The 12,741-nt window shown below is 53.3% G+C and carries 10 protein-coding genes; 3 read left to right on the top strand and 7 right to left on the bottom strand.

Annotated elements, in window-relative coordinates:
* Positions 1-36: 36 nt before the first annotated feature.
* On the bottom strand, positions 37-645 hold the full coding sequence (locus CWS43_RS14805) for a LysE family translocator (protein ID WP_101077782.1): 609 nt from the start codon (positions 643-645) through the stop codon (positions 37-39).
* A gap of 139 nt (positions 646-784) precedes the next feature.
* Here CWS43_RS14805 and CWS43_RS14800 point away from each other — a divergent pair, with 139 nt between their 5' ends.
* Both CWS43_RS14800 and CWS43_RS14795 read left to right on the top strand, forming a co-directional pair.
* The gene (locus CWS43_RS14800) at positions 785-2,263 is read left to right on the top strand and encodes a PLP-dependent aminotransferase family protein (RefSeq protein WP_101077781.1); all 1,479 of its coding nucleotides are present in this window, start codon (positions 785-787) and stop codon (positions 2,261-2,263) included.
* A gap of 87 nt (positions 2,264-2,350) precedes the next feature.
* Positions 2,351-2,710 carry a YibL family ribosome-associated protein gene (locus CWS43_RS14795; protein ID WP_101077780.1) on the top strand — a complete coding sequence of 120 codons (360 nt, stop codon included), beginning with the start codon at positions 2,351-2,353 and terminating at the stop codon, positions 2,708-2,710.
* A gap of 163 nt (positions 2,711-2,873) precedes the next feature.
* Here the strand turns inward: CWS43_RS14795 and yiiM are convergent, their stop codons facing one another.
* The 6 genes from yiiM to fdhD all read right to left on the bottom strand — a co-directional run bounded on the left by yiiM (position 2,874) and on the right by fdhD (position 9,537).
* Complete coding sequence (gene yiiM / locus CWS43_RS14790) at positions 2,874-3,554, bottom strand: 6-hydroxyaminopurine reductase (RefSeq protein ID WP_101077779.1); 681 nt, start codon at positions 3,552-3,554, stop codon at positions 2,874-2,876.
* Between the two features lie 108 nt (positions 3,555-3,662).
* Positions 3,663-5,606: a methyl-accepting chemotaxis protein gene (locus tag CWS43_RS14785; RefSeq protein WP_101077778.1), complete on the bottom strand. Its 1,944-nt coding sequence runs from the start codon at positions 5,604-5,606 to the stop codon at positions 3,663-3,665.
* 278 nt (positions 5,607-5,884) lie between these two features.
* Positions 5,885-6,505, bottom strand: coding sequence for a superoxide dismutase [Mn] (gene sodA / locus CWS43_RS14780; protein WP_101077777.1), 621 nt, complete (start codon positions 6,503-6,505; stop codon positions 5,885-5,887).
* 224 nt (positions 6,506-6,729) lie between these two features.
* A complete protein-coding gene (locus CWS43_RS14775) occupies positions 6,730-7,311 on the bottom strand; it encodes a retron system putative HNH endonuclease (RefSeq protein WP_101077776.1) in 582 nt (193 codons plus the stop codon).
* Position 7,312: 1 nt separating this feature from the next.
* Positions 7,313-8,641 (bottom strand): AAA family ATPase, encoded by a 1,329-nt coding sequence (locus CWS43_RS14770; protein ID WP_101077775.1) that lies wholly within the window; start codon positions 8,639-8,641, stop codon positions 7,313-7,315.
* Positions 8,642-8,694: 53 nt separating this feature from the next.
* Positions 8,695-9,537, bottom strand: coding sequence for a formate dehydrogenase accessory sulfurtransferase FdhD (fdhD, locus tag CWS43_RS14765; protein ID WP_101077774.1), 843 nt, complete (start codon positions 9,535-9,537; stop codon positions 8,695-8,697).
* Between the two features lie 146 nt (positions 9,538-9,683).
* Between fdhD and fdnG the strand changes: the two genes are divergently transcribed.
* Positions 9,684-12,731 carry a formate dehydrogenase-N subunit alpha gene (fdnG, locus tag CWS43_RS14760; RefSeq protein ID WP_101077773.1) on the top strand — a complete coding sequence of 1,016 codons (3,048 nt, stop codon included), beginning with the start codon at positions 9,684-9,686 and terminating at the stop codon, positions 12,729-12,731.
* The last annotated feature ends 10 nt before the right edge of the window (positions 12,732-12,741 follow it).

The raw sequence follows: 12,741 nt of genomic DNA, 5'->3' as shown, positions 1-12,741 counted from the left end.
GCCTTTCTGCAACCCGAACTATCTTGGGGATTCGCTTTAGTTAAGCGCGTGACGCACTTCGCCGACCAGCAGCCACAGTGCGGTTAACGCCATCATTCCGCCCATAATTGTATTGAACAGTTTCAGCTTCCATTCCACACGTAACGCCTGACGCAATCTGTCACCCATCACCACCCAGATCAGAATGCATGGCAGATTGATCAGCGCGAAGCCGACGCAAATCAGCAGCGTGTGATGCAGCATATTGCCGTCCGGAGGTGTAAACAGGATCGCCACGTTAGTCGCCATCAGCCATGCTTTCGGGTTAATTGCCTGAAAAAGCGCGCCGCCGACCATATTCATCGGTTGCTGTTTTTCGCCTTCTTTCGGCGTGCCGGATCGGTAAATTTTCCACGACAGCCAGAACAGATAAGTACACCCCACCACGGCCATCGGCAGGCGCACGACGTTCATCCAGCTCAGTAAAATCGCCAGCATGGAGGTCATCAGTGCGCATTGCACCACGCAGCCCAGCGTGATCCCCAGCATCATCGGCACGCTGCGGCGTAACCCGAAATTAACCCCGGACGCCGCCAGCAACAGATTATTCGGGCCCGGCGTAATCGACATCACGGTGACGTAACTGACAAAAGCGGTATCTATCATTTTTTATTTTCCCCTGTGTTCCAGACAACCAGAATAATCAGCTCAGGAGGAAGGTAACAGAACCAGAAATACGCTATTGTTAGGGTTACAGTTTCAACAGGGAAAAACTGTACCCTTTCAATTTTACGGAACTGACACCATGACCGATATTGCGGAACTGCCCGACACCCGTTACAACCAGCTGGCGGAACAACTGGCCGAAGCCATTCGCCGCGGCACGCTGGCACCGGGCAGCCGGTTACCGTCGGTGCGGCGCAGTGCGCAAACCTGGTCGGTCAGCATTAATACGGTAGTCGCGGCGTACCGGCGGCTGGAAGATCGCGGTTTTATTGAGGCCCGCCCGCAGTCCGGTTTTTATGTGCGCGCCGCATTGCCCGCGCTGGAACATCAGCCGCCGCAGGAACAGCCGCAGACGTCAGCTGCCGAACCGGCAGACGAAGTACTGGATCTGATCGACACTGTTTTTGCCTCGCAAACCGACCCGGCGTACACCAATCTGTCGCTGGCCTGCCCGCAGTCCAATGACTTTTATCCGAGCGGAAAACTCGGGCGCATTATGTCGTCCCTGTTGCGCCGTCAGCCGGACCTGATCGGGAAATATGCTTTGCCGCCGGGGCATCCGGCGCTGCGGCAACAAATCGCCCGCCGCGCGCTGGCGCTGGGCATGATTTTAGAACCGACCGATATCACGATTACGCACGGTTGTATGGAAGCGTTGCAGCTGGCATTGCGCGTGACGACCAAACCGGGCGACAGCGTCGGGCTGGAAACGCCGACCTATTTTTATCTGCTGCCGATGCTGGCGAGCCTCGGGCTGAAAGCGGTGGAAATCCCGACCGATCCGCAAACCGGGCTTTCTCTGGACGTGCTGGAAATGCTGCTCAGCGAGAAGCGCCTGAATGCGGTTATCGCGATGCCGACAGCGCAAAATCCGCTGGGCTTTACCATGCCGCTGGATGCGAAAAAACGACTGGCGCGGTTGATGAACGTTCATCAGGTACCGCTGATTGAAGATGGTCTTTATGCCGAAATCCAGTTCGGTGCGACGCTCTCTCCGGCGGTGAAATCGTTTGATACCGATGGCTGGATCCTGTTTTGCACCAGTTTTACCAAAACGCTCGCACCGGATTTTCGCATTGGCTGGGTGGAAGGTGGCCGTTTTGCCGACCGGCTGCATAAACTGAAAGCCGTTTCCTCGATGGCGGAATCGGCCCTGCTTTCACAGACGCTGACGCTGTTTCTGGAGTCCGGCGGCTACGACCATCATCTGCGGGCGTTGCGCCGCCGGTATGCCTCGCAGGTCGAACAGGCGCGCGCGCTGATTGCTCAGCATTTCCCGCAGGGCACACGAGCGACCCAACCGGCGGGCGGTTTCGTCATCTGGGTCGATTTCCCGCCGGAAGTGGATTGCGTCAGGCTGTTCCATCAACTGCTGAAAGATAAAATCTGTATGACGCCTGGCCAGCTGTATTCCCCGAGCGGGCGTTACAGTAACGGCCTGCGTTTATCCTGCTGTTATGTGTTCGATACGCGCTATATTTCAGCGATGATCCGCATCGGCGAGCGGGCTTGTGAGATGTGCGGCTTACCGCCAGGGCTTGTGCAAGTGCAGGAGTGAACTGAAGAACCGTGCACTTTCTGATACACTGAGCGTTATTATCCCTTTTTACAGTTGTGCCCGCTGCGGCATGAACGGACTGAGACCATGAAAGAAATCGAAAAAGCCGAGATTAAGCGCCTTAGCGACATGCTGGATGCCCTGAACCACAAAGATGCGACCGTTATTCAGGCGGGTAATTCAGAGCTTATCGCCGCGCACGAAGAAGAAAAAGAGAAGCTGACTGCTGAGATCGCGCGTCTGAAAGAAGTTCGCGTAAAAAAACTCAGCACCGAAGCGCAGAAGCTGGAAAAGCTGTTCAGCCGTGAAATCACCAAGAAAGAACAGGCTGACATGGGCACGCTGAAGAAAACCGTACGCGGGATCGTGGTGGTTCACCCGATGACCGCACTGGGCCGCGAAATGGGCCTGAAAGTCGTTACCGGTTTCTCTAAAAAAGCCTTCTGATTTTAGCTCCACGGCAGACGAGTCGGCCCTGCTCCTCCCCCTGCGAAGGGGGAGGCCGGGAGGGGGGTAGCTGGCAACACAATAGCTAAAGCACACTTTAACTTATGTTTTTGACCTTAATACCCCAACCCAACCCTCCCCTTCGCAGGGGAGGGAGCTAAAATTACTTCCCTTCCGAACCGAACAATCTCCGTCCAAAATCCTCGATCTTGCGCTGAACCAGGCGTGTTTGCATCGTCTTGCTCCAGCTGGCAGAAAGCCCGGCGGCCGACATCAGACGGCGATACTGTTCCTCATCAAACGGCATGTTAAAGGCAATAGAAATCGCTTCCGCGACGGATACCTCGCTGTTGCGCGTCAGCAACTCCAGCGGGCGATCGCCGCTGACATTTCCGGTGCCGATGACGCGATAAAGCCATCCGCAGCGCCCGCTTTGTTGCAGCAACGGCGACAGGTTTTTGCATCCCAGAAAATGATTGAGCTTATAGCAGGGCGCACGCGGCTGTGTGACCTGAATCAGCGCTTCGCCCCAGCGGAAAATATCGCCGATAAACACATTATCTTCCGTCATGCCGAGCGTTGAGAGATTTTCGCCAAAAGCGGGAGGATGAAAGCGGTCTTCTTCTTCGGGAAACTGCTGACGCAGCCAGGCGTAATGCTCGCGCGGAAAATGGCACAGCGCACGGTCTGCGCCGCCGTGATAACTCTTTTCGGCCTGCTGATCGCCTTCAAGCCCGGCGGAGGTCAGAACAACCGCGCCATCAATCTGCCGTTTGGCAATCGCGCTGGGCGAATAATCAGGATAGCTTTCGATATTGCCGATATAGACGTCGGGATAATGCATAAGGTCTCCGCGAGAAATCAGTCGTTGAGCTCAGCATAACCCGCATTGTCGGTTTGGCGTATCAGGAATCACCCCGCATGAAAATCACACGGGGCGATGTGAGGTAAATCAGAAGGTTTCCCAGTTATCCTGGCTGGTTTTATTCTGCACTGCCGGGAGAACCGGGCGGCGCAGCGCACCGGACGCCGGTGCTTTCAGCATATTGCCGTTATCGGCCAGACGGAATACCGACACCGCCTGCGTCAGCGTTGCGGCCTGATCTTCCAGAGAATCTGCGGCTGCTGAAGATTGCTCAACCAGCGCGGCGTTCTGCTGAGTGGTGCTGTCCATCTCGACAATTGCCTGAGAAATCTGGCTGATCCCGCGACTTTGTTCGTCAGAGGCCGACGCAATTTCTCCCATAATATCGCGGACGTGCGAGACGGATTTCACGATGTCCTGCATGGTGTTACCCGTGTTTTCCACCAGCTTCGCACCGGTATTCACCCGTTCGACTGATTCTGCAATCAGCCCTTCGATCTCTTTTGCCGCCTGTGCACTGCGCTGTGCCAGCGTGCGGACTTCAGAAGCCACTACCGAGAACCCGCGCCCTTGTTCACCGGCTCTTGCGGCTTCCACGGCGGCGTTCAGTGCCAGAATGTTGGTCTGGAAGGCAATGCCGTTGATGACAGAAGTGATTTCAGCAATACGTTTTGAACTGCCGGAAATCTGCTGCATCGTTTCGACGACTTCGCCGACCTGCTTGCCGCCGAGTGTTGCGGTGCCTGATGCTTCGCTCGCCAGCTTGCTGGCGTGATGAGCATTATCGGCATTCTGTTTCACCGTGGCGCTCAGTTCTTCCATGCTGGCGGCGGTTTCTTCAACCGCTGCGGCCTGTTGTTCGGTGCGTGAGGATAAATCGGTGTTCCCGGCGGCGATTTCAGCTGCCGCGTGGGAAACCTGCGAAACGCCTGAACGGATTTCATAAATCATCGTGCTGAGATTTTGGCTCATCGCAGCCACTGCGTTCATCAGCATACCCAGTTCGTCGCGGCGCGTTGTAGTGCGCGCGGCAGTCAGATCGCCCTGCGCAATCGCTTCAGCCGTTTTCAGCGTATCGCGGATTGGCTGTGCAATCTGGCGGGTAATTCGCCATGCAATCAGGATACCGGCCAGCATCACAATCAGCGTAATCACCAGCATGATCATCTGTGCATGGGTAATATCCTGATGTGTGTTATCCAGTTCATTTTTGAAAATTTTTGCCACCAGCGCGTTCATCTCGGTGGCTTTCACCGACAGAAGTTGCGAGTTTTTCTGTTCATCTTCATAGGCTGGCATGTAAGCGACGACGTGGCTTTTGTAAGTCGCCAGCGCCGTCATCAGCGGGGCCAGCGTTGCCTGCTGATTGGGCAACAGCAACGCGTTCAGCTTTTTAGCATTGGCCTGTGTATCGTCGATAGCCTGCAGTAAAGTGGCTTCGGATTCTTTGTTAATGTTCAGCAACAGGCCACGCACGTAATAACGCACGCTGATCAGTTTCTGAACGACTTCCGCAAGGGAAAGACGAATAGAGGGATCGGCATCTTCTACGCGCAGCTGTTCCTGCAGGCGCTTCACCACGGCCTCGGTTTCGGAAAGATTCCAGCTGGCACGCACGGCATCTTTTCTGTCGACTGCCTGTTTGAAGGCGTCCTGCGCGGCCTGGTATTCCCGGATTTTTACCGGCACCTGATTGAGATCGGCCTGGCTGGTCGCATCCCATTCCAGCTTGTCTTTCGACTGTGCAATCAGCTGTGACAGCGCATTGATTTTGTCCTGATTTTGCTTGAGGTAGGCGGGGTCGTAATTGAGCTGATAAAGCGTGCGGCTTAGGCGGGCATCATTAAGCAACGCATTCATCTGATTACTGAAATCAACTTTTTCAGCGCGCTGGCTGATGTCGTTAAACTTAATCATTCCGGCTGCGGTGATCACCGCGGCAATCAAAAGAACCAACCCGAAGCCGAGCCCGAGTTTAGTGCCGACTTTGAGATTATTCATCCACTGCGAAAGACCCGATCCGTTGCCCATAGTTTTTCTCCGTCAAACATCCCTGCGAAAAGTTAGCGATTTTGTGACGCCTTTGTGAAAGTTCTATCGGTAGTCTTTTCGGCAAACTTTATAGGATCTGTGGTGTATTTTTGATTAATGAGAGGGCGGTCTAAAAATGGTGGAAGGGGGAAGGATAATTCGCTGAAATACAGTGATCAGGCTTACGTTTTAGGGATGAAAACGAGACATAAAAAAGGCAGGTCACAGACCTGCCTCTTGCAAAAAACATCGTGCCCGCTACGGGCGGTAAAGCGAAATTATTTCGCTTCAGCCAGACGTTTTGCTGCTTCGTCCCAGTTTACAACAGCCCAGAAGGCTTTGATGTAATCAGGGCGTTTGTTCTGATATTTCAGGTAGTAAGCGTGTTCCCAAACGTCCAGACCCAGCAGCGGATAACCGGAAACGCCTGAAACTGCTTCGCCCATCAGCGGGCTGTCCTGGTTAGCTGTAGAAACAACCGCCAGTTTACCGTCTTTCAGAACCAGCCAAGCCCAGCCAGAACCGAAACGGGTTGCTGCTGCTTTTTCGAAAGCTTCTTTGAAAGCGTCAACGCTGCCGAAATCGCGTTCGATCGCAGATTTCAGTTCGCCCTGTAAGGTGGTGCCAGTTTTCAGGCCTTTCCAGAACAGGCTGTGGTTAGCGTGGCCACCTGCGTTGTTACGCAGTGCAACTTTCTTGTCCGCAGGCACTTTGTCCAGGTTAGCAATCAGCTCTTCAACAGACAGCGCAGCCAGTTCTGGCAGGCTTTCCAGCGCGGCGTTAGCGTTGTTAACGTAAGCCTGGTGGTGTTTAGAGTGATGGATTTCCATCGTTTCTTTGTCGAAATGCGGTTCGAGTGCGTCGTATGCGTAAGGCAGTGATGGCAGTGAATAACTCATGTTCATCGTCTCCATAGTGTAGGGCGGCACCGTCTTTGTGAGCACCGCGTAATCAGTCGGATCATTATAGTTAATTAAATGATATTGAAAATGATTATCTAAGCCAGACACTTCGTAAGGCCATGCGTAAGCCCCTGTTATTCGGGGCTTAGAACCAGATAATCGCAAACAATCCTAAATTGTCTAAAGGCACTGAGTGCTTAGAGGGTTCAATCATTGATTCTTCAGCCAGCAAGATAAAACCGGTAAGGCAAATCATCCAGAGACAGACCGTGTGCGCCGCTGCGATATAACTTTTGCTGAGTACGGCGTTGTTTTTTGCGTGCAGGCAGATTTAGCCCGTAAAGGTCGATCGTTACTTGCGCCCTTTCCTGATCCTGCACAGTTGCTGCGGCAGAAGGTTCAATCGAACCATCATCATTACATACAAAAAAGTGTTCAAAATCGTAGAGAACGTCATCGGGTTTTAGCAGCGCAGGATTGTACTTCTCGCCCTTCTGTTCCTGACATCGGTTGCAGCAGGGGAATAAATTTCCCCACGTATAAGCCAGCGCTGGGAAATGTTTTTTCGGTTGAAAATGCTCAACAGTTTCCAGGCTTTCAATGCCGATGATTCCATCACAAAAAGCGCAATGATTCAGCGTCATGGCTAAAAGCGCTTCACGCATTTGCTGATAGCTTTTTTTGGATCGCCAGCTAAATTTCGAATTAGAATTTGCAGCTCTGGCGGTCACAAAATCATCCGCCCACTTTGCATGCCTTGTTGCTAAAAGCGGCGGGCAAGCCGGTCTGGTAATTTTTAACATATTAATTCCCTTTAGGTTTGCGCCTTGCAACTTGTCTCATCTCCATCTGGACAATACCTTCCAATTCTTCGCTATTCTTGGCCAACAGCAATTCAACCGTTTTCTTCAGTTCATTGTCATCCTGCGTGCCAGCTAAATAACCATTTCTTGCAAGCCGGAGCTGTTCTAATAGCTCTTCCGTTTCAACATCAAATTGTTCTTCGACGCCGAACACTTCTTCCAGAATCACCTGATAACTTTTCCCGCCTGCGGATTCCGTCGGCGTAATCACTTCGGCAATATGCGGATCACGGCAAACCAGACGCAGCGGATCGGGCAACCGGTAAACCCAGGCATCTTCGACTGAGCCCACGACAAACGGCGAATGCGTGGAAACAAAAACCTGCGCATTGGGCAGTAATTTTTGAATCGCCGGAAGAATGCGGCGCTGCCATTTCGGGTGCAGATGAATATCGACTTCGTCGAGGAATAAGATGATGGGTTGCGAGAAGATATCGCGGCTTTCCTTCCATGGGATGGCTTCGAGTCGCAGAGCGAGGTCAGCAACCCAGCCGATAATGGATTTCAGACCGTCGGGCAGGACGTTAAAGGGGACGATTTCGCCGTTGATAATTAAAGAAACAGAACGCGGATTCCTTTCTAAACGAAATGAGATGTCTAAATCACAGACGGTCTTGATGAAATTTGAGATGCGCTCGAGGGCCAGATCATAATTTTTAATTTCTTCAAGTGCACCATCTTGCAAAGCTAATGCAGCATTGGAACGATTAAGGGCAATCCATTGGGCGACAATTTTAGGGCGTACTGTTGTATTGAAAGATAGAGCTTTTTCAAAGGGAGACTCGGTTATCTCTTCAATAGCAGTGACATCAAATTTATCACTTGAACTTGATTGGCCGGAATAGGCAAATGCTGCAAAATCAGTTGCCCCGTTCATTGTAACCATAAAATGTTGGTATTTTTTTAACTGCTCATTTTCGGAGGGCTCCAACATTTGTCCTGTAATTCCAAGCCCTTTATTTTTAGTATAAATATAATTTTTTAAGTAAATAGAGCTAGCCTGTGAAGCAAAAGAGAAATCAACTGTTGAAGAATTCTTAGAACATCGGCTGATAAGTAAATTTTCACTTCTGAATGTATATTCAAAAACCGCCGCCAGCGCATACAGCAGCGTACTTTTACCGCAGCCGTTCGGGCCGGTGAAGATATGAATCTCCGCCTTTTCCGCGTCAGCCTCGGCGCTTTTAATCGGTGGGAAATCAAAATGCGTATTCTCAAATACGCCCACATCCCTGAGAGTTATGCTTTCCAGTCGGTACGGCTGTCGCATTTGATTTCCTTATAATTATAGTTGAGGGGAACTGTTCAAATTCTGCGCTGAGTTTACCGCAACCGCTGAGGATGCGTATACACCGTTGCCCGGCCGGGTTTGCTGAAACCGACCAGCGTCAGGTTACATTTTTCTGCGACGTCTACCGCAAGGGTGGTGGCGGCGGAGACGGCGAACAGGATTTCAACACCGCACATTGCGGCTTTCTGCACCATTTCATAACTGGCGCGGCTTGAAACCAGCGCGGCGCCGGTGTTCCAGTCGTTTTGTCTGGCGCGCAGGCCGAGCATTTTATCCAGTGCGACGTGGCGGCCAACGTCTTCGCAGCCACCCGACATCGTGCCTTCCGGTGTGATCCACGCGGCGGCGTGCGTGCAGCCGGTCAGCTGGCCGATGGTCTGAACGGATTTTAGCTGATGCAGCGCGGCGTCCAGATTCGCCAGATCGAAGGTTTGCGTAAACGGCAACGGCGCGAGCGGGCGAAACAGATCGCCCAGCTGTTCGATGCCGCAGACGCCGCAACCGGTACGGCCCGCCATCGCGCGGCGGCGTTCTTTCAGCCCGGCAAAGCGTCGGCTCGATAACTCAATATTAACTTCGATTCCGTTACAGTTTTGCGCGACGTCCATTCCGTAAATGTCGCCGGCCGATTCGATAATCCCTTCCGAGAGCGAAAACCCCAGGGCGAAGGCTTCGAAGTCTTTTGGCGACGCCATCATCACCACGTGCGATATCCCGTTATAGACCAGCGCGACGGGCACTTCTTCAGCAATCCAGTCTTCTTCCGGCGTATCCAGACTGGCGCGCTGCATCACCGTTTTTTGGCGCGCTCCGATGATCTGAGTCACTTTTTTGTCATCTTTTTCGCCCAGTTCGTTTACTTGATGGACATCCATTGGCAATAACCTTATAAACAATCCGGCTACATAAGCCGTACAAAAAATATGGGTAATTCAGCCTTAATTTTACCGCTTCCGCCTCTGACGGGGAAAGCGCCAATTTGAAAAGCAATGTGTTAACAAATGATGCGAAGGAGTCTTTCATGCAGGTCAGCAGAAGACAATTATTCAAAATCTGTGCGGGCGGAATGGCCGGTACAACAGCCGCGTTATTAGGGTTCGCCCCGACGCTGGCGCTGGCGGAAACCCGCCAATACAAACTGCTCCGTTCGCGTGAAACCCGCAACAACTGCACCTACTGCTCAGTCGGCTGCGGAATGCTGATTTACAGCCAGGGTGACGGTGCGAAAAATGTCACCGAGAATATCTTCCATGTTGAGGGTGACGCCGATCACCCGGTCAGTCGTGGCTCGCTGTGCCCGAAAGGGGCCGGTGTACTGGATTATATTCACAGCGAAGGCCGTCTGAGATACCCGGAATACCGTGCGCCGGGCTCGGATAAATGGCAGCGCATCACCTGGGACGAGGCGATTTCCCGTATCGCCCGCCTGATGAAAGATGACCGCGACGCCAACTTTGTGGAGAAAAATGAGAACAACGTGACGGTCAACCGCTGGCTGACCACCGGAATGCTCTGCTCGTCTGCGGCCAGTAACGAAACCGGTCTGCTGGATCAAAAATTCACCCGCGCAATGGGTATGGTCGCCATCGACTGCCAGGCTCGCCTGTGCCACGGGCCGACCGTTGCCGCCTTAGCGCCGAGTTTCGGGCGCGGCGCGATGACCAACAACTGGGTGGATATCAAAAACGCTAACGTCATTTTGATTATGGGCGGTAACGCGGCGGAAGCCCACCCGGTCGGATTCAAATGGGTGATCGAAGCCAAAACCAAAAATAACGCCAAAGTCATTGTTGTCGATCCACGCTTTAACCGCAGCGCCGCCGTAGCCGATATTTATGCGCCAATCCGCGCCGGTTCCGACACCGCCTTCCTGCTAGGCATGGTTAATTACCTGATTACGCACAATAAAATTCAGACCGAATATGTCAGGGAATACACCAACGCCAGCCTGCTGGTGCGTGAAGATTATGCCTTTAACGACGGGTTGTTCAGCGGTTTCGACGCCACGAAAAAAGCCTACAACAAAGACAGCTGGCATTATCAGCTCGATGAAAAGGGCATCGCGAAACAGGACAAAACGTTACAAGACCCGCGCTGTGTCTGGAATCTGCTGAAAGAGCACGTTTCCCGTTATACGCCTGAACTGGTCGAACGCCTGTGCGGCACGTCGAAAGAAGATTTCCTGCTGATAAGCTCGATTCTGGCGGAAACCTGCGCGCGCGATAAAACCTCCACCATCCTTTATGCACTGGGCTGGACGCACCACACAGGCGGCGCGCAAATCATCCGCTGTGCGGCGATGATTCAGCTGCTGCTCGGCAATATCGGCATGCCCGGTGGCGGCGTGAATGCGCTGCGCGGCCACTCGAATATTCAGGGTTATACCGATCTCGGTTTGCTGTCGCTCAATCTGCCGGGCTACATGCCGCTGCCATCTGAGAAACAAACCAATATTACTGATTACCTGAAACAAATTACGCCGGGAACGCTGGTCGAAAATCAGGTTAACTTCTGGAAAAACACGCCGAACTTCTTCGTCAGCATGATGAAAAGTTTCTGGGGCGAACACGCCACGGCGGACAACGACTGGGGTTATGACTGGTTGCCGAAATGGGACAAAAGCTACGACGTGCTGCAACAGGCCGAGCTGATGACTCAGGGCAAACTCAACGGCTATATCGTTCAGGGCTTCAACCCGCTGGCGGCTTTCCCGGATAAAAACAAATCCTCGCGCGCGCTTTCAAAACTGAAATACATGGTGGTGATCGACCCGCTCGTGACCGAGTCTTCGAACTTCTGGCAGAACCACGGTGCGATGAACGACGTGCAAACCGCCGATATTCAGACCGAAGTGTTCCGCCTGCCGTCTTCCTGTTTTGCGGAAGAAAATGGCTCAATCGTGAACTCCGGCCGCTGGCTGCAATGGCACTTCCAGGCGTCTGAGCCACCGGGTGAAGCGCTGCACGACGGCAAAATCATTGCACGTCTGTTCATGAAACTGCGCGAGCTGTACCGGAAAGAAGGCGGGGCGAATCCGCTGCCGGTGATGAACATGGCGTGGGATTATCAGGATCCGCTTGACCCGCTGCCGGAAGAAATCGCCCGTGAAGCCAACGGCAAAGCGCTGGCGGATATCCACGACGATCAGGGCAATATTCTGGCGAAAAAAGGCCAGCAGATTTCCACCTTTGCGCACCTGAAAAATGACGGTTCGACCGCCAGTTTCTGCTGGATTTACGCCGGCAGCTGGACCGAAGCCGGTAACCAGATGGCGCGCCGCGATAACGCCGATCCGTCCGGTCTGGGCTGCACGTCCGGCTGGGCATGGAGCTGGCCGCTGAACCGCCGCATTCTGTATAACCGCGCCTCCGTTGACCCGCAGGGCCAGCCGTGGGATCCAAAACGCGAAATCATCCGCTGGGATGGCGCGAAATGGACCGGTTTCGACGTGGCTGATTACAGCACCGCCGCGCCTGGCAGCGGCGTCGGGCCGTTCATCATGCAACAGGAAGGCGTCGGGCGTTTGTTTGCGACCGACAAAATGGCCGATGGCCCGTTCCCGGAGCATTACGAACCGATCGAATCACCGATTGGCACCAACCCGCTGCACCCGAACGTGATTTCCAATCCGGTCGCCCGCATTTTTGCCAGCGATTTACCGAATATGGGCACTGCCAAAGATTTTCCGTACGTCGCGACCACCTATTCGATCACCGAACTTTTCCGGCACTGGACCAAACACGCCTTGCTGAACGCCATCGCGCAGCCTGAGCAGTTTATCGAGATCGGCGAAAGTCTTGCCGCCTCGAAAAATATCGCTCAGGGCGATGAGATTAAAGTCTCCTCGAAACGCGGTTTTATCGTGGCGAAAGCCGTGGTGACCAAACGCATCCGCCCGCTGACCATCGACGGCAAACATGTCGATACCATCGGCATCACGTGTCACTGGGGTTTTGAAGGTGCGACGCGTAAAGGTTATCTGGCCAATACGCTGACGCCATCAGTCGGCGACGCTAACTCGCAAACGCCGGAGTTCAAGGCGTTCCTGGTTAACGTGGAAAAGGTTTAACGGAGGCGAA

It is taken from the genome of Rahnella sp. AA (assembly GCF_002834385.1).
Lineage (GTDB): Bacteria > Pseudomonadota > Gammaproteobacteria > Enterobacterales > Enterobacteriaceae > Rahnella.
The sequence above is the reverse complement of the archived record's forward strand: the minus strand, read 5'-3'. Positions and strand labels throughout refer to the sequence as shown.

Coding starts and splice junctions, on each gene's coding strand:
- sodA (WP_101077777.1), bottom strand. CDS start 6,505: ATGAGTTATTCACTGCCATCACTGCCTTACGCATACGACGCACTCGAA.
- CWS43_RS14775 (WP_101077776.1), bottom strand. CDS start 7,311: ATGTTAAAAATTACCAGACCGGCTTGCCCGCCGCTTTTAGCAACAAGG.
- CWS43_RS14795 (WP_101077780.1), top strand. CDS start 2,351: ATGAAAGAAATCGAAAAAGCCGAGATTAAGCGCCTTAGCGACATGCTG.
- CWS43_RS14805 (WP_101077782.1), bottom strand. CDS start 645: ATGATAGATACCGCTTTTGTCAGTTACGTCACCGTGATGTCGATTACG.
- fdnG (WP_101077773.1), top strand. CDS start 9,684: ATGCAGGTCAGCAGAAGACAATTATTCAAAATCTGTGCGGGCGGAATG.
- CWS43_RS14785 (WP_101077778.1), bottom strand. CDS start 5,606: ATGGGCAACGGATCGGGTCTTTCGCAGTGGATGAATAATCTCAAAGTC.
- fdhD (WP_101077774.1), bottom strand. CDS start 9,537: ATGGATGTCCATCAAGTAAACGAACTGGGCGAAAAAGATGACAAAAAA.
- yiiM (WP_101077779.1), bottom strand. CDS start 3,554: ATGCATTATCCCGACGTCTATATCGGCAATATCGAAAGCTATCCTGAT.
- CWS43_RS14800 (WP_101077781.1), top strand. CDS start 785: ATGACCGATATTGCGGAACTGCCCGACACCCGTTACAACCAGCTGGCG.
- CWS43_RS14770 (WP_101077775.1), bottom strand. CDS start 8,641: ATGCGACAGCCGTACCGACTGGAAAGCATAACTCTCAGGGATGTGGGC.